17 protein-coding genes and 1 pseudogene are annotated in these 20861 nt (G+C 73.0%); 12 read left to right on the top strand and 6 right to left on the bottom strand.

The window, feature by feature from the left end; all coding sequences use genetic code 11:
- Positions 1–157 precede the first annotated feature (157 nt).
- Positions 158–978: pseudogene (locus AB0F04_RS04335) on the top strand (sulfite exporter TauE/SafE family protein).
- Here the strand turns inward: AB0F04_RS04335 and AB0F04_RS04330 are convergent.
- Positions 975–1868 (bottom strand): NAD(P)-binding domain-containing protein, encoded by an 894-nt coding sequence (locus AB0F04_RS04330; RefSeq protein ID WP_362037643.1) that lies wholly within the window; start codon positions 1866–1868, stop codon positions 975–977. The pseudogene AB0F04_RS04335 and the gene AB0F04_RS04330 overlap by 4 nt on opposite strands.
- Positions 1869–1974: 106 nt before the next feature.
- On the opposite strand from AB0F04_RS04330, the gene AB0F04_RS04325 reads away from it, so the two are divergent.
- Positions 1975–2367, top strand: coding sequence for a helix-turn-helix domain-containing protein (locus AB0F04_RS04325; protein ID WP_362037641.1), 393 nt, complete (start codon positions 1975–1977; stop codon positions 2365–2367).
- On the opposite strand, the gene AB0F04_RS04320 is transcribed toward AB0F04_RS04325, so the two are convergent.
- On the bottom strand, positions 2305–2964 hold the full coding sequence (locus tag AB0F04_RS04320; protein ID WP_362037639.1) for a class F sortase: 660 nt from the start codon (positions 2962–2964) through the stop codon (positions 2305–2307). The two genes, AB0F04_RS04325 and AB0F04_RS04320, sit on opposite strands and share 63 nt — an antisense overlap.
- A gap of 111 nt (positions 2965–3075) precedes the next feature.
- A complete protein-coding gene (locus tag AB0F04_RS04315) occupies positions 3076–3597 on the bottom strand; it encodes a hypothetical protein (protein WP_362037638.1) in 522 nt (173 codons plus the stop codon).
- 267 nt (positions 3598–3864) lie between these two features.
- On the opposite strand from AB0F04_RS04315, the gene AB0F04_RS04310 reads away from it, so the two are divergent.
- Positions 3865–4473 (top strand): NAD(P)H-dependent oxidoreductase, encoded by a 609-nt coding sequence (locus AB0F04_RS04310; protein WP_362037636.1) that lies wholly within the window; start codon positions 3865–3867, stop codon positions 4471–4473.
- Between the two features lie 33 nt (positions 4474–4506).
- On the opposite strand, the gene AB0F04_RS04305 is transcribed toward AB0F04_RS04310, so the two are convergent.
- Positions 4507–4923 carry a gamma-glutamylcyclotransferase family protein gene (locus AB0F04_RS04305; protein ID WP_362037635.1) on the bottom strand — a complete coding sequence of 139 codons (417 nt, stop codon included), beginning with the start codon at positions 4921–4923 and terminating at the stop codon, positions 4507–4509.
- Between the two features lie 139 nt (positions 4924–5062).
- Between AB0F04_RS04305 and AB0F04_RS04300 the strand changes: the two genes are divergently transcribed.
- Positions 5063–6709, top strand: a complete 1647-nt coding sequence (locus AB0F04_RS04300) for a M4 family metallopeptidase (RefSeq protein ID WP_362037633.1) — start codon at positions 5063–5065, stop codon at positions 6707–6709.
- A 4-nt stretch (positions 6710–6713) separates the two neighbouring features.
- On the opposite strand, the gene AB0F04_RS04295 is transcribed toward AB0F04_RS04300, so the two are convergent.
- Entirely contained in the window at positions 6714–8831 is a 2118-nt protein-coding gene (locus AB0F04_RS04295; RefSeq protein ID WP_362037631.1) for a molybdopterin oxidoreductase family protein, read from the bottom strand.
- Between the two features lie 392 nt (positions 8832–9223).
- On the opposite strand from AB0F04_RS04295, the gene AB0F04_RS04290 reads away from it, so the two are divergent.
- From AB0F04_RS04290 to AB0F04_RS04280, 3 genes are read left to right on the top strand one after another with little or no spacing between them, the layout of a single operon-like run.
- Positions 9224–10744 (top strand): amino acid adenylation domain-containing protein, encoded by a 1521-nt coding sequence (locus AB0F04_RS04290; protein ID WP_362037629.1) that lies wholly within the window; start codon positions 9224–9226, stop codon positions 10742–10744.
- Positions 10741–11997, top strand: coding sequence for a hypothetical protein (locus AB0F04_RS04285; protein ID WP_362037627.1), 1257 nt, complete (start codon positions 10741–10743; stop codon positions 11995–11997). Before AB0F04_RS04290 ends, AB0F04_RS04285 begins: the two co-directional genes overlap by 4 nt.
- A 12-nt stretch (positions 11998–12009) precedes the next feature.
- Positions 12010–12777 (top strand): enoyl-CoA hydratase-related protein, encoded by a 768-nt coding sequence (locus tag AB0F04_RS04280; RefSeq protein ID WP_362037626.1) that lies wholly within the window; start codon positions 12010–12012, stop codon positions 12775–12777.
- A 52-nt stretch (positions 12778–12829) separates the two neighbouring features.
- On the opposite strand, the gene AB0F04_RS04275 is transcribed toward AB0F04_RS04280, so the two are convergent.
- The gene (locus AB0F04_RS04275) at positions 12830–13528 is read right to left on the bottom strand and encodes an ElyC/SanA/YdcF family protein (RefSeq protein WP_362037624.1); all 699 of its coding nucleotides are present in this window, start codon (positions 13526–13528) and stop codon (positions 12830–12832) included.
- Positions 13529–13740: 212 nt separating this feature from the next.
- On the opposite strand from AB0F04_RS04275, the gene AB0F04_RS04270 reads away from it, so the two are divergent.
- From AB0F04_RS04270 to AB0F04_RS04250, 5 genes are all read left to right on the top strand, one after another.
- The gene (locus tag AB0F04_RS04270; protein ID WP_362037623.1) at positions 13741–14508 is read left to right on the top strand and encodes a sirohydrochlorin chelatase; all 768 of its coding nucleotides are present in this window, start codon (positions 13741–13743) and stop codon (positions 14506–14508) included.
- 292 nt (positions 14509–14800) lie between these two features.
- Entirely contained in the window at positions 14801–16078 is a 1278-nt protein-coding gene (locus AB0F04_RS04265; protein WP_362037620.1) for a deoxyguanosinetriphosphate triphosphohydrolase, read from the top strand.
- Between the two features lie 134 nt (positions 16079–16212).
- Positions 16213–17478, top strand: coding sequence for an FAD-dependent oxidoreductase (locus AB0F04_RS04260; protein WP_362037618.1), 1266 nt, complete (start codon positions 16213–16215; stop codon positions 17476–17478).
- A gap of 47 nt (positions 17479–17525) precedes the next feature.
- On the top strand, positions 17526–19445 hold the full coding sequence (gene dnaG / locus AB0F04_RS04255) for a DNA primase (RefSeq protein WP_362037616.1): 1920 nt from the start codon (positions 17526–17528) through the stop codon (positions 19443–19445).
- A gap of 86 nt (positions 19446–19531) precedes the next feature.
- Positions 19532–20827, top strand: a complete 1296-nt coding sequence (locus AB0F04_RS04250) for an RNA polymerase sigma factor (protein WP_362037614.1) — start codon at positions 19532–19534, stop codon at positions 20825–20827.
- The last annotated feature ends 34 nt before the right edge of the window (positions 20828–20861 follow it).

Genomic DNA, 20861 nt, shown 5'->3' with positions numbered 1-20861 from the left:
TGCCGGTGTTACCCGGCAGCATCACCTCTGTTTCCCGCGGGGAACGCTGCCCTCAGCGGGCGGCGCCGGTGGGTGTGAGGGTTCCTGAACTGCGACGACGGCCGACTGTGAGGGCCGTCGCGCCGGCGTCGCACGGCCCTCGCATAGGCTCGCGATCATGCCCGACATATCGCTGACCGTGATCGTCCTGCTCTGCCTCGCGGCCCTCGCCGCCGGGTGGATCGACGCCGTGGTCGGCGGGGGCGGCCTCCTGCTGCTGCCGGTGCTGCTGCTCGGACTGCCCGCGCACACACCCGCCGCGCACGCCCTGGGCACCAACAAGGCCGTCGCCATCGTCGGCACCACGGGCGCGGCCGTGACCTATGCCCGCAAGGCCCCGGTGGACGTCCGTACCGCCGTCCGCATCGGACTGGCCGCCCTCGCCGGGTCCTCCGCCGGAGCCTTCTTCGCGGCGGGGATGAGCACCGACGTCCTCAAGCCGGTGATCATGGTCGTGCTGCTCGGGGTCGCCGCCTTCGTGATCCTGCGGCCCGCCTTCGGCACGGCCCCCGCGACCGGTCCGGCCGGCCGCCGCCGCATCCTCGCCGCGATCGGCCTCGCGGGCCTCGGCATCGGCTTCTACGACGGTCTGATCGGCCCCGGCACCGGCACGTTCCTGGTCCTCGCGCTCACCGCGATCCTCCACCTCGACCTCGTCACGGCCTCCGCCACCGCGAAGATCGTCAACTGCTGCTCCCCCAAGCTCTCGGCTTCGCTCGACCAGGGGGGACCCCCATCGCGGGCGCCCTGGCCACCTTCGCCTGGCAGGGCGCCGTCCTGTGGCAGCTGGCCGCCCTGATGGCCCTCTTCAACCTCGCGGGCGGCACCCTCGGCGCGCACACCGCCCTGAAGCAGGGCAGCGGCTTCGTCCGCATCGTGCTGCTGACGGTCGTCTTCGCCCTGGTGGGGAACCTGGCGCACGAGCAGTGGGTCGCCTAGCGGGCTCGCAGGTCCAGCAACTCGACGATCCCCGTCCCGTCCTCCTCCCCGTGCCCCTGCGCGAGCCTGCGCTCCATGAGCTCCATGTACGGCGTCAGCAGCTCCGGGCCGACCCGCTGTTCCCCGGCCGTGCGCAGCAGGGTGGCGTTGCCCGCCACCTGCATCGCGAGGTTGGAGACGACGCCCCCGGTGTAGTCGCCGCTCTGAAGCCGCTCGGCGCTCTGGTGCGCGGCCGGGGCCATCGCGGTCAGCCAGTCCACGAGCAGCGGTGCGAACTCCTTCGGCGCGATGTCCTCCGGGCGGATCAGCGCGAAGGCGTGGGCGATGCCCGCGAACATGCCGCTCATCGCGCTCAGCAGCGCCACGTCGTACAGCGCGGCGAAGCCCGGGTCGGCTCCGACGTAGCGGGTGCCGGCCGGGACGGCGAGGGTGTCGCGGTGCTCCTCGAACAGCTCGGGGGAGCCGCTGTAGAGGACGTAGCCGCCGGAGCCCGGGGCACCGATCATCGGCGGGACGGCCATGATCCCGGCGTCCAGGAACCGGGCGCCGCGTGCCTCGGCCCAGGCGGCGCGCGTCCGGCCGTCCCCCGGGGTGCCGGTCGTCAGGTTCACCAGGTCCCGCCCGGTGAGGTCGGTGTCGTCGAGGGCCTCACCCACAGAGGCGTCGTCCAGCAGACAGACGATCACCAGGCGGTTGGCGGCCACGGCCTCGGCGGCGCTCCGGGCGACGGTGGCGCCCTCGGCGGCGAGGGCCTCCGCACGGGCGGCGGTGCGGTTCCAGACGGTCACCTCGTGCCCGGCGGCCAGCCAGGCCCTGGCGAGGGCGGTGCCCATGGCGCCGGTGCCGAGAAGAGTGAGAGGAGTACGGGAAGCAACTGCGGTGTCGGTCATGGCGGTTAGGCTCGTCGTAGGGAACGTGCCTGCTCAAGTACGTACTTCGAAGTGGGTGGTTACCCCGGGGGAAGAGTCCAGGCGGCGAAGGGGGAGGAGACCGGGCATGGGGACGACGGGACGGCGGCCGGGTGCGTACATCTGCGGGATCGACGCGGCGATGGATGTGATCGGCGGCAAGTGGAAGGTGCTGATCCTCTGGGCGCTGAACGAGCGGCCGTGCCGCTTCGGGCAGCTGCGCCGCGAACTGCCCGGCGTCACCGAGAAGGTGCTCGCCTCGCACCTGCGGGAGATGGAGGCCGACGGGCTGGTGCACCGCGAGGCGTACGACGAGGTGCCGCCGCGGGTGGAGTACTCGCTGACGGCCCGGGGCGTGTCCCTGAACGAGGCACTGGAACCGCTGGGGGACTGGGGGAGGGCCAACGTCCTGGGAGGGTCACCGGCTGCCGGTCAGGTGTGCGAAGACGACGACGTTCCCCTGGTACCCGGTGCCGCGTGACCAGGTGCCGCCGCAGGTGATGACCCGCAGTTCGGGGCGGCGGGCGGCGCCGTAGACCTTCTCGTCGGGGAAGTTTCGCGCGGCGTACACCTCGACGGCGTCCACGGTGAACACCGCGACGCCGCCGTCCCGCCGGTCCACCTCGATCGTGCTGCCCCTGGCCAGGGCGCCGAGGTCGTAGAAGACGGCAGGGCCGTCGGCGTTGTCGACGTGTCCGGCGACGATCGCCGTGCCCCGCTCACCGGGGGTGGTGCCGGCCTCGTACCAGCCGGCGAGGTTCTCGTCGGCTGCGGGCGGCACGTCGAGGCTGCCGGTCGACGTGAGGCCGAGTCCGGTCAGCGGCGCGTCGACCCCGATCGCGGGGACGCGGATCCGGTCGGGCGGCGAGGGCGGCAGCGCGGGCACGGCCGGCCGCTCACCGGCCAGGCCTGCCAGCCCGGCCCGGGCCTGCGCGGCGGACGGCTGCGGCGGGGCCTGTGTCCCGGCGGCGTCGCGCAGCAGCCACACCCCGGAGCACAGGGCGAACACCGTGACGGCCGCCATGGCCGCGCCGGCGGGACTGCGGACGCCGCCGCCGAACCCGGGGACCCCGCGCATACCCACCCCTTTCGAGCTCCGGCCCCGTACCCCCCTCCGGGCCGCGAGGGGCGTCGGACCCGGAGGGGGAGGGGACATGCGGTACCGGCGACGGACAGCGGAGGGTGTCCGTCAGATCCCGTCGCCTCTCGCCCGGCGATGCAGGAGCCAGGTACCGCCCGCGGCGGCGACGGCGAGAGCCGCCACACCGGCCGCGGTCTGCACGGGATCGGGGCCCAGGGCGCCGCCGACCCCCGTCTTCACACTCCCCCGGGGATGCACCTGCCCGCGCACCGGCGTCAGCGTGACCACCACGTCCCCGGTGATCCGCCGGCCGCTGCCGCCGCAGGTCGCGGTGATCTCGTACGTGCCCGGCTGCGCGCTCGGCGGCACCCTGAACCGCCCGGTCGCGGCCTGCCCGTGCGCGTCCGGCACCAGGCCGAGGGAACCCGCCCCGACGGCGCCGGCGTCACCCGTCGCCGAGCCGCCCTTGCCGCAGGCCGCCGTGCGCACCGTGACCTGCCCCCCGGGCACGACCGACGCCGGGGACACCTCCAGACCGCCGGCGGACGCGCCGTGGGCGGGGGCGGAGGCGAGGGCCGCGGTGGCGACGGCGAGCGCGGTGGCGGTCAGCGGCCGGGCGGTACGTCGCATCGGTGCTCCCTCGAGCGGTTCGGTCGTGCGCCTGCCCTTCGAGGTAACGGGCAGGGGGACGACCGCGCTTGCTGAGGGAGCGTCAGAATTGGGCTGAATGGGTGTCAGGGGGCGCTGAACCGGCCGCTTCGCGTGGCTGTTTCGCCAGGTCACGGGCGTTCGGCGGACGGGGTGCGGAAATGACCGGGGTGCGCGTGTGAACGGGTGACCCGGGTGTACGCGCCGGCGCTTGACCTCAAGGATGGTTGAGGTACGAGGCTGGGGCGCATGAATCCCACCACCACTGACGCGGCCGCTGCCGCGACCGACCCGCTCCGTCTGACCCTGGTCGTGGGCAGCAACCGCCACGGCCGCTTCGGCCCCGTCGTCGCCGACTGGCTCCTGGCCCGCATCCGGGACCGGGAGGACCTGGTCGCCGAGGTCGTGGACGTCGCCGAGGCCGCGCTGCCCATGTCCCTCGAACCGACCCCGGAGGCGACCGCCGCGCTGTCCGGCGTCACCCCGAAGCTAACCCGCGCGGACGCCTTCGTGGTCCTCACGCCCGAGTACAACCACTCCTTCCCGGCGGGCCTGAAGAACCTCGTGGACTGGCACTTCACCGAATGGCAGGCCAAGCCCGTCGGCCTCGTCTCCTACGGCGGCATGTCCGGCGGGCTGCGCGCCGTGGAGCATCTGCGTCAGGTCTTCGCGGAGCTGCACGCCGTGACGGTCCGCGACACCGTCTCCTTCCACAACGCCGGCGCCGCCTTCGACGACCGCGGCGTTCTGCGCGACCCGTCCGGCCCGGACGCGGCGGCCAAGACCATGCTGGAGCAACTGGTGTGGTGGGGGCGGGCGTTGCGGGAGGCCCGGGGGAGGTGGCCGTACGGGGGCTGAGCCCGCTCCGGCACACTCCTCACACCTCGCCTCTCACACCCGCGCCCGCCAGTCCCCGCCCGCGATCGCCCGTCCCCGGGTGCGCAGCCGCGCGGCGACGGCGGGCGCGGCCACGTACACCCAGGCCCGGACGGCCGCCCCGTCGGCCTCCCGCAGAACCTTCCGCTCGACGCGCTCGTACAGACTGCGCGGATCCCCGGGCACGTACTCCTCCAGCCGGTCCAGCTCCGCGAGCAGGCCCGGGTACGCCGCGGGCAGCGCGGTGACCAGTTCCCCGCTCACCGTGCCGCCGCCCGGCTCCTCGACCGCGTACGGGTAGCCCGGCCCCTCGTAGAGCACCGCGTCCGCGAGCCGGCCCGGCTCCTCGCAGCGGGTGCGGCCGCGCAGGAAGAGGCCGTGGTTGACCTCCCCCGGACGGAGGGTGCCGTAGACGAAGAAAGGCAGGGTCACAGGAACGATTCTGCACCCTCACACACCTCCACAGCGGGGCTATGGACATGCCAGGTCCGCGCCGAATTTACTCGCGGTCAACATCAACGCCGCCCCCGGTCGACCCCACGCGACCGGGTGCGCCCGTATGAGGAGACCGATGAGTCGGATACGTCATGTCCGCGGTTCCCGTCTCGCCCTCGCCGGTGTGGCCGTCACCGGCACCACCGCCCTGCTGGCCGCCGTTCTCTCCCCGGTCGCCGGCGCGGCCGACCGGCCGACCAGGCCGGGCGCGATCGAGGACGCGGAGGCGGTGCTCGCGGACCGGGCCGGAGCCCTGGGCCTCACCCCGGACCAGGAGACGAAGGTCCGGGACGTCGTCGTCGACCAGGACGGCACCCGGCACGTGCGCTACGACCGCACCTACCACCGGCTCCCGGTGCTCGGCGGCGACTTCGTGCTCCACATGAACCCGGACGGCACCTACCGCGGCACGACCCGCGCGACGAGGTCCGCGCTCTCCCTGACGAGCGTCACCCCGAAGGTGTCCGCCCCCAAGGCCGCCGACCTCGCGGCGAACCTGCTGCGCGCGGCCCACCTCGGCGAGACCCTGAAGAAGCTCACCGCCAAGCCCCGGCTGGTCGTCGACGCCCTGCACGGCGCTCCGAAGCTGGCCTGGCAGACGGACGCCGTGGCGCACGACGACCTCGGCAACCCGGTCGGGCGCACGGTGCTGACCGACGCGACGACCGGCGACCGGATCGACGCCTGGGACTCGATGGAGTCGGCGTCGGGCGACGGCGCGTCCCTCTACGGCGGCACGGTACCGCTGGAGACGACCGCCTCCGGCTCGTCGTACCAGCTGAAGGACGCCACGCGCGGCGGCACCTACACCGGCGACGCCGGGAACAAGACGGACCAGTGCCTGCTGACCGTCTGTCTGACCCGCGCCCCCGCGACGCTCTTCACGGACGCCGATAACCAGTGGGGGACGGGCGCGACCTCCGACCGCTCCACGGTCGCGGTGGACGCCCAGTACGGCACGGACGTCACCTGGGACTACTACAAGAAGGTCCACGGCCGCGCCGGCATCGCGGGCGACGGCAAGGGTTCCTTCAACCGCGTCCACTACGGCAAGGACTACAACAACGCCTTCTGGGACGACAACTGCTTCTGCATGACGTACGGCGACGGCGACGGCAAGCTCATGGGGCCGCTGGTGTCGCTGGACGTCGCCGGGCACGAGATGTCCCACGGCGTGACGTCCAAGACGGCGGCGCTGAGGTACTCGGGCGAGTCCGGCGGCCTGAACGAGGCCACGTCGGACATCTTCGGCACGCTGGTGGAGTTCCACGCGGCCAACGCCGAGGACCGCGGCGACTGGCTCATCGGTGAGAAGGTCGTCCGCTCCGGACTCGGCCGCGAGGCCCTGCGCTACATGGACAAGCCGTCCAAGGACGGCAAGTCGGCCGACTGCTGGGACGCGAAGCTCGGCGACCTCGACGTGCACTACTCCTCGGGCGTCGGCAACCACTTCGCCTACCTGCTCGCGGAGGGCAGCGGCGCCAAGACCCTGAACGGTGTCGCCCACAACTCCCCGACCTGCGACGGCTCCACGGTCGACGGCATCGGCCGGGCCGCCCTGGGCAAGATCTGGTACCGCGCACTGACGGTCTACATGACGTCCTCGACCACCTACGCGGACGCCCGCACGGCGACCCTGAGCGCGGCCAAGGACCTCTACGGCGCCGACAGCACCGAGCAGAAGGCGGTCGCCGCGGCCTGGAAGGCCGTCGCGGTGAGCTGACCCTCTACGGGGTGTCGACGGCCTCCAGCCGCACCGCGCACGTCTTGAACTCCGGCATCCGGGAGGTCGGGTCGAGCGCGGGGTTGGTGAGGGTGTTGGCGCGTCCCTCGCCCGGCCAGTGGAAGGGCATGAAGACGGTGTCGGGCCGGATGGCGTGCGTGATCCGCGCGGGCGCCACGGCCCGGCCCCGCCGCGACACGACGGCCACGGGGTCGCCCTCGGCCGCTCCGAGCCGGGCCGCCAGCCGCGGGTGCAGCTCCACGAACGGCCCGGGCGCGGCGGCGTTCAGCTCCGCCACCCGCCGGGTCTGCGCCCCGGACTGGTATTGCGCCACGACCCGTCCGGTGGTCAGCAGCACGGGGTACTCGTCGTCCGGTTCCTCGGCGGTCGCCCGGTGCGAGACGGGGACGAACCGGGCCCGGCCGTCGGGGGTGGCGAAACGGTCCAGGAACAGGCGGGGTGTGCCCGGGTGCGCGGCATGTGCCTCCCCGGCCGGGTCGCCGGCCGGCTCCACCGACGCCGGACAGGGCCAGAACACCCCGTTCTCCTCCGCCAGCCTCCGGTAGGTGATCCCCGAGTAGTCCGCCGCCCCGCCCGCGGACGCCCGGCGCAGTTCCTCGAAGACCTCCTCCGGGTCGGTCGGGAAACCCTTCTCCACGCCCAGGCGGGCGGCCAGTTCGTGCAGCACCTCCAGGTCGCTGCGGATGCCGTCGGGCGGGGTGATCGCCCGGCGCCGCAGCAGCACCCTGCCCTCCAGGTTCGTCGTCGTGCCCGTCTCCTCGGCCCACTGGGTGACCGGCAGGACCACGTCCGCGAGCTCCGCCGTCTCCGACAGCACCACGTCGCACACCGCCAGGAAGTCCAGCGACCTGATGCGCTCCTCGATGTGCGCGGCACGCGGCGCCGACACCACCGGGTTGGACGCCATCAGCAGCAGCGACCTGATGTCGGTGCCCAGCGCGTCCAGCAGCTCGTACGCGCTGCGCCCCGGCCCGGGCAGGCTGTCCGGGTCGACGCCCCACACCTCGGCGACATGCGCCCGGGCCGCCGGGTCGTCGAGCTTGCGGTAGCCCGGCAACTGGTCGGCCTTCTGGCCGTGTTCGCGTCCGCCCTGCCCGTTGCCCTGGCCGGTCAGGCAGCCGTACCCGGAGCGCGGGCGGCCCGCCCGGCCGGTCGCCAGGCACAGGTTGATCCACGCGCCCACCGTGTCGGTGCCCTTGGACTGCTGCTCGGGTCCCCGGGCGGTGAGCACCATCGCCGACTCCGGCTCGCAGAACAGCCGCACGACCTCGCGGAGCTGGGGAACGGACACCCCCGTGATCCGCTCCACGTACTCCGGCCAGTGCGCCATCGCGGCGGCCCGGGCGTCCTCCCAGCCGGACGTGCGGTCCTTGACGTACTCCTCGTCCACCCGGCCCTCGGCGATCACGAGGTGCAGCAGGCCCAGGGCGAGGGCCAGGTCCGTGCCGGGCCGGGGTGCCAGGTGCAGGTCGGCCTGCTCGGCGGTCTTCGTGCGGCGCGGGTCGATGACGATCAGCGTGCCGCCGTTCTCCTTCAGCTCGGTGAAGAACCGCAGTGAGGGCGGCATGGTCTCCGCGAGGTTCGACCCGACGAGGATCACGCAGCCGGACTTCGGGATGTCCTCCAGCGGGAACGGCAGCCCGCGGTCGAGGCCGAACGCCTTGATGCCGGCGGCCGCCGCCGACGACATGCAAAAACGCCCGTTGTAGTCGATCTGGGAGGTGCCGAGCACGACCCGCGCGAACTTGCCGAGCGTGTACGCCTTCTCGTTCGTCAGCCCGCCCCCGCCGAACACCCCGACCGCGTCCGGACCGTGCTCCGCCCGCGTGCGGCCCAGCCCCGCGGCGATCCTCTCCAGCGCCTCGTCCCAGGAGGCGGGCACCAGCGTGCCGCCCTCGTCGCGCACCAACGGGGAGGTCAGACGCACGTTCGGGGCGAGCACCGAGGCGGCCGTGCGCCCCTTGCCGCACAGTGCGCCCCGGTTCACCGGGAAGTCCGCGCGCTCGCCGACCTCGACGGTCCCGTCCGGGGCGGGCGTGAGGTTCATCCCGCACTGCAGGGCGCAGTAGGGGCAGTGCGTGGGCGTGGCGGTCTTCTGCATACCGTTCAGCGTGCGTCGGCCGTGTTACACCCGGGACGGTTCCCTGTTACGCGGCCGGGACGGCAATCTCCCCACCGGGGCCCCGCGGGCGTGAGGCAGGAGCCCGTGGCCTGGTCAGGCACAGGCCCGCCCTCCTTCAGGTCGTCGCCGACCGCCACGGACGTTGCCCTTGGGACGAGAAACGCCACATGTGGCTCATTGCGTTCCTTTCTTGGCCGATCCGACCTCGTTGAGTGTTGAAGCAGTAGCACTACGCTCTCGCTACGCGCAGCGCACGCACGACTCCGCACGGCGTTCGACACCCGGGCATGCCCGCCGCTCACGGCTGCATCCACCGCGGCTCCACCGCGGTGGCAATCCGACCCTCGAAACAGCCAGGAGGCCACCCGACCATGCCTCTGCGCCACTTGACCCCCCACGACCAGCACCTCTTCCGGCAGTACGGCCGGGGCCCCACCGTCCCCGTCCCCGACCCGCTCCTGCACCACGCCGTCACCCGGCACGCCACGGCCGCCCCGCACGCCGTGGCCGCCGAACACCAGGGCGCCCGCATCACCTACGCCGAGCTCGACCGGTACGCCGACGCCCTCGCCGCCCGCCTGGTCCGCGAGGGCGTACGGCCCGGCGACCACGTCGGCCTGTTCGTCCGCCGTTCGATCCCGATGCTGGTCGGCCTGCTCGGCATCCTGAAGGCCGGCGCCGCCTACGTCCCGCAGGACATCGGCCTGGCGCCCCCGGCCCAGCTCACCCACGTCATCCGCACCGCCCGGACCCGGATCGTCCTCACGACCGCCGAACACGCCCACCGCGTCCCGCTCCCGGACGGCCACCTGCTGATCCGGCTCGACGAGCCCCAGCCGTACGCCCCGGCCCCGCGCCCGCGGGTCACCGGCGACCACGGCGCCTACGTCCTGTTCACCTCCGGCACCACCGGCCGCCCCAACGGCGTGCGGGTCACCCACCGCAACGTCGCCAACCTCCTGCTCACCGAGCCGGGCGGCCTCGGCATCCGCCCCGGCGACCGTGTCGCCCAGCTCCTCAGCATCGCCTTCGACATGGCCGCCTGGGAGATCCTCGGCTGCCTCACCCACGGCGGCACCCTGGTCATCCGCGGCAAGGACCTCGCGGCGGCGGCCCGCACCGCCGACGTGCTGATCGCCACCCCGACCGTGCTGTCCGGCCTCGACCCCACCGCTTGCCCACGGGTGCGCACGGTCGCCGTCGCGGGGGAGCCCTGCCCGCGCCCGCTGGCCGACCGCTGGGCCCGGCAGGCCGCCTTCTTCAACGGCTGCGGCCCCACGGAGACGACGATCGTCAACACGATGAGCCGTCACGACCCGTCGGCCCCGCTGCTCACCATCGGCCGCCCCACCCCCAACAACACCGTCTACGTCCTCGACGCCGACCGCCGCCCGGTGCCCATCGGCGACACCGGCGAGATGTGGGCCGGCGGCGACTGCGTCTCCGCGGGCTACCTCGGCGACGACGCCCTCAACGCCGAGCGCTACGCGCCCGACCCGTTCCTCGGTGGTGACCGCCGCATGTTCCGCACCCGGGACCTCGGCCGCTGGACCCCCGACGGCGAACTGGAGCACCTCGGCCGTACCGACGACCAGGTCAAGGTGCGCGGCTTCCGCGTCGAACTGGACGCCGTCTCCTCGATCCTGGAATCGGCCGCCGGCTGCACCCGCGCCGTCACCCTCAAGCGCGACGCCCGCACCCTGGTGTCCTTCGTCTGCCCGGCGGACGTCGACCCGGACGCGGCCCGCCGCGCGGTCGCGGACGCCCTGCCGTACTACTGCGTCCCGGAGCAGGTCCTGCCGCTCGCCCTGCTGCCCGAGACCGACCGCGGCAAGGTCGACAAACGGGCGCTGCTGCGGATGCTGGAGCAGCGCGTGGCGGTGGCCCGATGACCACGTCCCCGCCCCGGGCGCACCAGGACTCCGGCGAACTCCCGCCGCTCCTTTCCGCCCTGCGCCGCCTGCCCAAACACCCCCGCCTGATGCACTACAACCGCCTCGCCGCCCTGGTGCTCCTGGCCAACGCGGCCTACCTGTGGGCCGCCTGGCCCGTGGCCACGCACACCCTCGGGCACGCCGCCCTCGCCAACCTCGCCCTCGCCGTCCTCGTGCGCCAGCAGTACGTCATCAACTTCCTCTTCCGGCTGGCGACGTCGGCCCCGACCAGCTGGCCGCTGAAGATCCGCTGGACGCTCGGCAAGGTGTACCACTTCGGCGGGCTGCACGTGGGCGGGGCACTGGCGGGAACGGCATGGTTCCTGGCGCTGACGGTCACGGCACCGAACAGCCCCGCCACGGCCGTCGGCTGGGCCCTGCTGGGTCTCCTCGCGCTCATCGTCGCCACCGCCCTGCCCCCCTTCCGTTCCCGCCGGCACGACCACTTCGAGAAGATCCACCGCTTCGGCGGCTGGGCCGCCCTGGCCCTGTTCTGGACGCACACGCTCCTGTCGTCACCAGGCCCCGTCGAGGTCGGTGTCCTCGCCGTGGTCACCTTCAGCGTCGCCCTGCCCTGGCTGCGGCTGCGCAAGGTGGACGTCCGCCTCGAACGCCCCTCCTCGCACGTCGTCCTGGCCCGCTTCGACCACGGCGAGACCCCCTTCGCGGGCTCCTCCACCGCGATCAGCCGCAGCCCGCTGAAGGAGTGGCACTCCTTCGCCAACGTCCCCGCCCCCGGCGAGTCCGGCTTCCGGCTCACGATCTCCCGGGCCGGAGACTGGACCGGCTCCTTCATCGACGACCTGCCCGGGCAGGTGTGGGTCAAGGGCATCACCACGGCCGGCGTCGCCAACATCGAGGTCCTGTTCACCAAGGTCGTCTACGTCGCCACCGGCAGCGGCATCGGCCCCTGCCTGCCCCACCTGCTCGCCGCCCAGGTGCCCTCCCGGCTGGTCTGGGCGACCCGTGACCCCCGCGCGACCTACGGCGACGCCCTGGTCGACGAGATCCTCGCCGTCCAGCCGGACGCCCGGATCTGGGACACCTCCCGGCACGGCAAGCCCGACATGGTGCGCCTCGCCCACGAGGCCCACCGGGACTTCGGCGCCGAGGCGGTCATCTGCATCTCCAACAAGAAGCTGACCTGGCAGGTCGTCCACGGCCTGGAACGGCGGGGCATCCCGGCGTACGGCGCGATCTGGGATTCGTAGAAGGGAATGCCGATGAACAACCTGAAGCTGGAGCGGGACGGCCGGGTCGTGACCGTACGTCTGCACCGCCCGCACGTACGCAACGCGCTCGACTCGGCGCTGCTGGCCGAACTCCTCGACGTACTCCGCCCGTTGGACGCGGACCCCCAGGTCGGATGCTTCGTCGTCACCGGCTCGGACACGGTCTTCGCCGCGGGCGCCGACATCAAGGAGATGGCGGGGAAGTCGGCCGTCGACATGATGGCCGAGGACTACTTCGCCGGCTGGGAGGACTTCGCCGGCCTCCGCACCCCGAAGATCGCCGCCGTCAACGGACATGCCCTGGGCGGTGGTTGCGAGCTCGCGATGATGTGCGACCTGGTCGTCGCGGGGGAGTCGACGGTCTTCGGCCAGCCCGAGATCAAGCTCGGCGTGATCCCCGGCATCGGCGGAACCCAGCGGCTGACCCGGCTCGTCGGCCGGGCGAAGGCGATGGACCTCGTCCTCACCGGCCGCACCATGGACGCACAGGAGGCTGGACGCTGCGGTCTCGTCTCCCGTGTGGTCCCGGACGACCGTGTCCTGCCCGAGGCCCTCGAAGCGGCGGCGGCGATCGCCTCCTACGGCGGCGCCGCGGTCAGGGCGGCCCGCGAGTGCGTCGACCGGGCCCTGGAGACCGGTCTGCGCGACGGGATCCGCTTCGAACGCCGCGTCTTCCACGCGCTGTTCGCCACCGACGACCAGAAGGAGGGCATGACGGCGTTCCTGGAGAAGCGCCCGCCGCGCTTCCACGGACACTGACACGGTCCCCCGGTACGCACCGACCGGCCGGGGGCGCCCGCCCCCGGCCGCGTCACCCGTGAGGGTCTCCGGCCGTCGCCAGCGCCCGCTCCACACCCGGCTCCCGCGGCCCGAGGAACCGCGGATCCGGACGGAACACCGCGTCCAGCGCGGCCTTGCCGGCGGCGAAGATCTCCCGGGTGCCCCCGTAGTACCAGGTGGCGTCGTGCACGGCGTCGACGCCGACCCCGTACGAGGAGACCCCCGCCGCCTCGCACAGCGCCACCGCCCGCCGGATGTGGAAGCCCTGACTGATCAGCACGGCATGGTCCACCCCGAAGATCCTCTTCGCGCGCACGCAGGAGTCCCAGGTGTCGAACCCCGCGTAGTCGCTGACGATCCGCCCGTCGGGCACCCCGTGCCGCGTCAGATACGCACGCATCGCGTCCGGCTCGTCGTAGTCCTCGCGGCTGTTGTCCCCGGTGACGAGCACCACCTCGACCCGCCCCTGCCGGTACAGCTTCGCGGCGGCGTCGAGCCGGTGCGCGAGATACGGCGAGGGCTCGCCCTCCCACAGCCCGGCACCGAACACCACCGCCACATCGGTACGCGGCACATCCGCCACCGTACGCAGCCGGTCACCCGCGACGGCGTACATCCACGTCGCCGGAAGCAGCGCCAGCACGCACCCGGCCATCACGGCCTGCACCAGCCGCCGCTGCCCCCGCCGGGTGCGCGGCAGCCGCGGTCTTCGCAACGTCACACGACGCATCGGACGGTCCCTCCCAGGTCGGCCCCTCGACAGTCAGGGACGCCCTCCCGGGCCGCCCGGTTCATCCGCAGCCGCGTGAGCAGCTTCACTCGATTCGTGGAAACCGCAGGTCAAGGCGCCTCACACAGCCGCGTCCCGCGTCGTGAACCGCTGGAAAACACTCGTGACGCCCAGGCAACGGGCAGGCAACGCACCGCCGCCACCATCGGAGCATGCCCAGTCAGCTCAGCCTCGTCCCGCCGCCCGCCACGCGCCGCCCGGCCCCGCCCGCCCTCGTGGTCGTGGCCCACGGCAGCCGCGACCCCCGTGCGCTGAGCACCGTGAGGGCGCTCCTCGACCGGGTCCGGGCCCAGCGCCCCGACGTGCCCGTGCACCTGGGCCACATCGAACTCAACGCACCCCTGCTCCCCGACACCCTCGCGGCCCTCGGGGACTCCGAGGCGGTCCTCGTCCCCCTCCTGCTGAGCCGCGGCTACCACGTCAAGCAGGACATCCCCGAGATGGCGGCGGCCTCCCGGGCCCGCACCCACCTGGCCGCCCCCCTGGGCCCCCACCCGCTCCTCGTCGACGCCCTGCAGGCCCGCCTCACGGAAGCCGGCTGGGGCGGGACACCCCACCGCACCAGCGCGGTCGTCCTCGCCGCCGCGGGCTCCCGTGACCCGGACGCCAAGACGGACACGGGCCGCACGGCCCACCTCCTGGCGGCCCGCCTCGGCGTCCCGGTCATCCCGGCCTACGCCTCGGCAGCGACCCCCACCGTCCAGACCGCGGTCCGCACCCTCCTGGCCAGGGGCCGCCGCCACATCGCCCTCGCGTCCTACTTCACGGCCCCGGGCCGCTTCGCCACGGAGTGCGCCCAGGCGGCCCCATGGATAGCGGCAGCCCCCCTGGGCACGCACCCGTCGATGGCCGACCTCGTCCTCCACCGCTACGAGGAGACACTGAGGGCGGCGGCCGTACCGGTACTGGCCTCGGCCTGAAACGGGGCCCGGGGCTGTATCCGTGTGCGGCTCCGCCGCAGGGGCGCGACAGGGCACGACGGACCCGCACACGCCACACCGGAGGACAGCGGCCGAACCGGCAGCGGCCTCGGCCTGAGATCGCCGGTGGGAGCATGCCCCTGAGGGGCGCGGGGAACTGCGCGACCAGCCCAGAACAACCCGCGCCCGCCCGAGATCAGAGCCCGGCACACGCAGACGCGCTTAGCCCAGAACAACCCGCGCCCGCCCGAGATCAGAGCCCGGCACACGCAGACGCGCTTACTGTCGTCACATGGACGGCACCGCACAAGACCCCACGGCCTACGACCCGACGTCAGTCGACCGCTGGGCCCCCGAACCAGACAAACGCCCCGGCCGCACCGCCTTCCAACGCGACCGCGCCCGGGTCCTGCACAGCGCCGCCCTGAGAAGACTCGCCGGCAAAACCCAAGTGGTGACGCCCGGCACCCTGGGCCCCGCCTGGGACGCCAGCCCCCGCACCCGCCTCACCCACTCCCTCGAATGCGCCCAGGTCGGCCGCGAACTAGGCGCGGCCCTCGGCTGCGACCCCGACCTCGTGGAAGCCGCCTGCCTCTCCCACGACCTGGGCCACCCGCCCTTCGGCCACAACGGCGAACAGGCCCTCAACGAGTTCGCGTCCGACTGCGGCGGCTTCGAGGGCAACGCCCAGTCCCTGAGACTCCTCACCCGGATCGAGCCCAAACGGTTCACCTCGGAGCGCTCCGTCGGCCTCAACCTCACCCGCGCCGCCCTCGACGCCGCCACCAAGTACCCCTGGCCCCGCGGCGCCCACCCGACCGACCCGGCCTCGAACAAGTTCGGCGTCTACGAGGACGACCGCCCCGTCTTCGACTGGCTCCGCAAGGACGCCCCCGGCATCCGCACCTGCTTCGAGGCGCAGGTCATGGACTGGTCCGACGACGTGGCCTACTCGGTGCACGACGTGGAGGACGGCCTGCACGCCGGTCACATCGACCCGAACTGTCTGCACGCCGACCCCGAACGCCGGGACGTCTTCCAGGTCGCCCTGGGCCGGTACGTCCCCGCCGGCACCGACCCGGCCGAGCTCGCCGAGGCCCTGGACCGGCTGCTCGCCCAGGAGTGGTGGCCGCACGGCTACGACGGCACCGCCGTCGCCCAGGCCCGCCTGAAGGACGCCACCAGCCAGCTCATCGGCCGCTTCTGCCTGGCCGCCGAGACCGCGACCCGCACCGCGTACGGGGCCGGACGGCTCACCCGGTACGCCGCCGAACTCGTCGTCCCGCGCGAGACCCGGATGGAGTGCGCCGTCCTCAAGGCCGTCGCCGACCTCTACGTCATGCAGCGCGCCGAGCAGGAGCGGCTGCGCGCCGACCAGCGGATCGTCGTCGCCGAACTCGCCGAGGCCCTCACCGCCCGCGCCCCGGACGGCCTGGACCCGCAGTTCCGCGCCCTGTTCGACCATGCGGCGGACGACAGGGCGCGCAAGCGGGTGATCGTCGACCAGATCGCCTCCCTGACCGACACCTCCGCCCGTTCGCTTCACGCCCGTCTGACGGGGCAGGGGTGAGACTGACGCGACGGGCGGGACGCGAGCACCCCCGAATGTGACCCTCCGTGGCCTGATCGGGTCACTCCCTCTTCCCGCATCACGCTCCGTGCGGGACGCTCGCAAGTGGCGACACCCTGACGAGGAGGCACCAAGTGGTCGACGCGGATCAGACATTCGTCATCGTCGGAGGCGGACTGGCCGGCGCCAAGGCGGCCGAGACGCTCCGGGCGGAGGGCTTCACCGGCCGCGTGATACTGATCTGCGACGAACGCGACCACCCCTACGAGCGTCCGCCCCTGTCCAAGGGCTACCTCCTCGGCAAGGAACAACGCGACAGCGTCTTCGTGCACGAACCGGCCTGGTACGCGGCCCACGACATCGAGCTCCACCTCGGCCAGACCGTCGACGCCGTCGACCGCGCGGCCAAGACGGTCCGCTTCGGCGAGGACGGCACCGTCGTCCGCTATGACAAGCTGCTCCTGGCCACCGGCGCCGAGCCCCGCCGCCTGGACGTGCCGGGCACGGACCTGGCCGGCGTGCACCATCTGCGCCGCCTCGCGCACGCCGAGCGCCTCAAACACGTCCTGACCAACCTCGGCCGGGACAACGGCCACCTCGTCATCGCCGGTGCCGGCTGGATCGGCCTGGAGGTCGCGGCGGCGGCCCGCGAGTACGGCGCCGAGGTCACGGTCGTCGAGCACGGGCCGACCCCGCTGCACGGCGTGCTGGGCCCGGAGCTCGGCGGGCTCTTCGCCGAGCTGCACCGCGAGCACGGGGTGCGGTTCCACTTCGGCAGGCGGCTGACGGAGATCGTCGGCCAGGACGGCATGGTCCTCGCGGCCCGCACCGACGACGGCGAGGAGCACCCGGCGCACGACGTGCTGGCGGCGATCGGCGCGGCTCCGCGGATCGCCCTCGCGGAGGCGGCCGGGCTGGAGATCGCCGACCGGGCGCAGGGCGGTGGCATCGTGGTCGACGAGCGGCTGCGCACCTCCGACCCCGACATCTACGCGGCCGGCGACGCGGCCTCCTTCCGCCACGCCCTGTTCGCCACGAGCCTGCGGGTGGAGCACTGGGCCAACGCCCTGAACGGCGGCCCGGCGGCCGCGCGCTCCATGCTGGGCCGGGAGGTGACGTACGACCGGGTGCCCTACTTCTTCTCCGACCAGTACGACCTGGGGATGGAGTACTCCGGCTGGGCGCCCGCGGGCACCTACGACCAGGTGGTGATCCGCGGGGACGCCGGGAAGCGCGAGTTCATCGCGTTCTGGGTGAAGGACGGCAGGGTGCTGGCCGGGATGAACGTGAACGTGTGGGACGTCACGGACAAGATCCAGCGCCTGATCCGCTCCCAGGTGAGGGTGAACCCGGAGTCCCTGGCGGACCCGCACGTGCCGCTGGAGAGCCTGGCCTCATAGCCGCCGGGGCTGTCAGGAGTGTCGGTCCGCCACCGTAGACTTCACGCGTGGCAGGACGGATCAACGACGAGGACGTGAAGGCGGTACGGGACGCGGTCCCGATCGACGCCGTGGTGTCCGAGTACCTCCAGCTGCGCAACGCGGGCGGCGGGAACCTCAAGGGTCTCTGCCCGTTCCACGACGAGAAGTCACCGTCCTTCCAGGTCAGCCCGAGCAAGGGGTTCTTCCACTGCTTCGGCTGCCAGGAGGGCGGCGACACCATCACGTTCGTGATGAAGATCGACCACCTCTCCTTCTCGGAGGCGGTCGAGCGCCTGGCCGCCCAGGCGGGCATCACCCTGCGCTACGAGGAGGGCGGATACAACCCCTCCCACCAGCGCGGTGAGCGGATCCGCCTGGTCGAGGCCCACAAGATCGCCGCCGACTGGTACGTGGAACAGCTCGCCACCAGCCCGGAGGCCGACACCGGCCGTCGGTTCCTCGCCGACCGCGGCTTCGACCAGGCCGCCGCCCAGCACTTCTCCGTCGGCTACAGCCCCCAGGGCTGGGACCACCTCACGCGCTTCCTGCGCGGCAAGGGCTTCACCGACAAGGAGCTGCTCCTCTCCGGCCTCTCCCAGGAAGGCCGCCGCGGCCCCATCGACCGCTTCCGCGGCCGTCTGATGTGGCCCATCCGCGACATCGGCGGGGACGTCGTCGGCTTCGGCGCCCGCAAGCTCTACGAGGCGGACAACGGCCCCAAGTACCTCAACACGCCCGAGACGGCGATCTACAAGAAGTCCCAGGTCCTCTACGGCATCGACCTGGCGAAGAAGGACATCGCCAAGGCGTCCCGCGCGGTCGTCGTCGAGGGCTACACGGACGTCATGGCCTGCCACCTCGCCGGTGTGACGACCGCCATCGCCACCTGCGGCACCGCCTTCGGCGGCGACCACATCAAGATCCTCCGCCGCCTGCTCATGGACAACGGCTCGGCCCGCGTCATCTTCACCTTCGACGGCGACGCCGCCGGCCAGAAGGCCGCCCTGCGCGCCTTCGAGGACGACCAGAAGTTCGCCGCGGAGACGTACATCGCCATCGCCCCGGACGGCATGGACCCCTGTGACCTGCGCCTGGTCAAGGGCGACGAGGCCGTCGCCGACCTGGTCGAGCCCCGCACCCCCCTGTTCGAGTTCGCGCTGCGCCAGATCGTGAGCCGCTACGACCTCGACACCCCGGCGGGCCGCGCCGCCGCCCTGGACGAGGCCGCCCCGATCGTCGCCCGCATCAAGAACAGCGGCGCCCAGCACGAGGTCGCCGTCCAGCTCGCCGGCATGCTCGGCATCCTCGACACCCAGTTCGTGGTCAAGCGCGTGGCCCAGCTGGCCCGCTGGGCCCGCGACCGCGGCGGCAAGGGCCCCGCCCCGGAGCGGCACCCCCAGGGACAGCAGTACGCCGGCCCGCCCGGTCCCGCCGCCCCCCGCGGCCCGGCCCTGAACCTCCGCAACCCCGTCTTCGCCACCGAACGGGAACTCCTCAAACTCGCCCTCCAGCGCCCCGAGTTGGTCTCCCCGGCCTTCGACGCGTACGGGATCGACGAGTTCACCGCCCCGCCCTACGCCGCCGTCCGCCAGGCCATCCAGGACGCGGGCGGCGCCGAACAGGGCGTCGCCGACCCCCAGGACTACCTGGTCCGGGTCCGCGAGGCCGCCCCGGACGACACGGTCCGCGCGACGGTGACGGAGCTCGCCGTCGAGGCGATCCTGCTGCACAAGGGCGTGAAGGGCGCCGACGAGGTGTATGCGGGCGCCCAGCTGGTGACGGTCCGCCGCCGGGCCGTGGAGCGCCGCATCCGCGACATCACGAGCCGGCTCACCCGCCTCGGAACCCACGGCGACCCCGCCGAACTCGCCGCCGTGCAGAACGAACTGTGGGTCCTCCAGCAGTACGACCAGACCCTCCGGGAGCACGGCGCCGCCGCGCTCTGAGGTCACCACCCGGTCACGGACCGGAAGCAAAAAGTCATCGCACGCCCCTCGTGGCGACGATGTGTCTTACCCCACACTGGGTTGCGGTGCCTGAGTCCTCGGAGCGCGGCCGATCCGTCACCCACGGGTCCCAGACCCCCGCGGTTCCGCTCATCGCGTACGGGACGGGAAGCGGCGAGGCCGACTCCGCCCCCGAAGTACCGCTGCCGTACTCCTTGGCAGCGATCATCCTGGAGGTCGCCCCCGTGCAGACCCAGACCCTCACCCAGACCGACGCCGGTGCCGCCCCCGGCGCCGACGGCGCCGCGCCGGACGCGGAGGCCGACGCCCTGTCAGGGGTCCCGGCGCAGAGCCGCGCCGCGCACCACCCCGAGTCGGAGCCGGAGCCGGAGGAGCCGCCCGCCGAGGCCATCGAGGCGGCGGAACCTCCCGAAGCGGTCGAACCCCCGCCGGTCCGCACCGAGTCCGGCAGCCCCTCCTCGGACCTGTTCCGCCAGTACCTGCGGGAGATCGGCCGCATCCCCCTGCTCACCGCCGCCGAGGAGGTCGAACTCGCCCGCCGCGTCGAGGCCGGCCTGTTCGCCGAGGAGAAGCTGCGGCTCACCCCCGACCTGGACAGCCAGCTCGCCCTCGACCTGGACCGGCTCGTCGTGATGGGCCGCATGGCCAAGCGCCGCCTCATCGAGGCGAACCTGCGCCTGGTCGTCTCGGTGGCCAAGCGCTATGTCGGCCGCGGCCTGACCATGCTCGACCTCGTCCAGGAGGGCAACCTCGGCCTCATCAGGGCCGTGGAGAAGTTCGACTACGCCCGCGGCTACAAGTTCTCCACGTACGCCACCTGGTGGATCCGCCAGGCCATGTCCCGCGCCCTGGCCGACCAGGCCCGCACGATACGGGTCCCGGTCCACGTCGTGGAGCTCATCAACCGGGTCGTCCGCGTCCAGCGCCGCATGCTCCAGGAGCGGGGCTACGAACCGACGCCCGAGGAGGTCGCGGCCCACCTGGACCTGCAGCCGGAGCGGGTGAGCGAGGTTTTGCGCCTCGCCCAGGAGCCGGTGTCGTTGCACGCGCCCGTGGGTGAGGAGGACGACGTCGCCCTCGGCGACCTCATCGAGGACGGCGACGCGGCCTCACCGGTGGAGTCGGCGGCGTTCCTGCTGCTCAGGGAACACCTGGAGGCGGTCCTGTCGACGCTGGGGGAGCGGGAGCGGAAGGTCGTCCAGCTCCGCTACGGGCTGGCGGACGGCCGCCCGCGCACGCTGGAGGAGATCGGCCGCATCTTCGGCGTGACGCGGGAACGGATACGGCAGATCGAGTCCAAGACCCTCAACAAGCTGCGGGATCACGCTTTTGCGGACCAGCTGAGGGGTTATCTGGACTGATGCCGAGCGCGGGTCCGGTGGGGGTTGCTCGGCC

The organism is Streptomyces sp. NPDC029041, assembly GCF_040637515.1.
GTDB lineage: Bacteria > Actinomycetota > Actinomycetes > Streptomycetales > Streptomycetaceae > Streptomyces.
The sequence above is the reverse complement of the archived record's forward strand: the minus strand, read 5'-3'. Positions and strand labels throughout refer to the sequence as shown.

Bases quoted from the DNA above. Each gene is read 5' to 3' on its own strand.
- AB0F04_RS04290 (WP_362037629.1), top strand. From the start codon at position 9,224: ATGCCTCTGCGCCACTTGACCCCCCACGACCAGCACCTCTTCCGGCAG.
- AB0F04_RS04275 (WP_362037624.1), bottom strand. From the start codon at position 13,528: ATGCGTCGTGTGACGTTGCGAAGACCGCGGCTGCCGCGCACCCGGCGG.
- AB0F04_RS04300 (WP_362037633.1), top strand. From the start codon at position 5,063: ATGAGTCGGATACGTCATGTCCGCGGTTCCCGTCTCGCCCTCGCCGGT.
- AB0F04_RS04320 (WP_362037639.1), bottom strand. From the start codon at position 2,964: ATGCGCGGGGTCCCCGGGTTCGGCGGCGGCGTCCGCAGTCCCGCCGGC.
- AB0F04_RS04295 (WP_362037631.1), bottom strand. From the start codon at position 8,831: ATGCAGAAGACCGCCACGCCCACGCACTGCCCCTACTGCGCCCTGCAG.
- AB0F04_RS04285 (WP_362037627.1), top strand. From the start codon at position 10,741: ATGACCACGTCCCCGCCCCGGGCGCACCAGGACTCCGGCGAACTCCCG.
- AB0F04_RS04330 (WP_362037643.1), bottom strand. From the start codon at position 1,868: ATGACCGACACCGCAGTTGCTTCCCGTACTCCTCTCACTCTTCTCGGC.
- AB0F04_RS04325 (WP_362037641.1), top strand. From the start codon at position 1,975: ATGGGGACGACGGGACGGCGGCCGGGTGCGTACATCTGCGGGATCGAC.
- AB0F04_RS04280 (WP_362037626.1), top strand. From the start codon at position 12,010: ATGAACAACCTGAAGCTGGAGCGGGACGGCCGGGTCGTGACCGTACGT.
- AB0F04_RS04315 (WP_362037638.1), bottom strand. From the start codon at position 3,597: ATGCGACGTACCGCCCGGCCGCTGACCGCCACCGCGCTCGCCGTCGCC.
- AB0F04_RS04265 (WP_362037620.1), top strand. From the start codon at position 14,801: ATGGACGGCACCGCACAAGACCCCACGGCCTACGACCCGACGTCAGTC.
- AB0F04_RS04270 (WP_362037623.1), top strand. From the start codon at position 13,741: ATGCCCAGTCAGCTCAGCCTCGTCCCGCCGCCCGCCACGCGCCGCCCG.
- AB0F04_RS04310 (WP_362037636.1), top strand. From the start codon at position 3,865: ATGAATCCCACCACCACTGACGCGGCCGCTGCCGCGACCGACCCGCTC.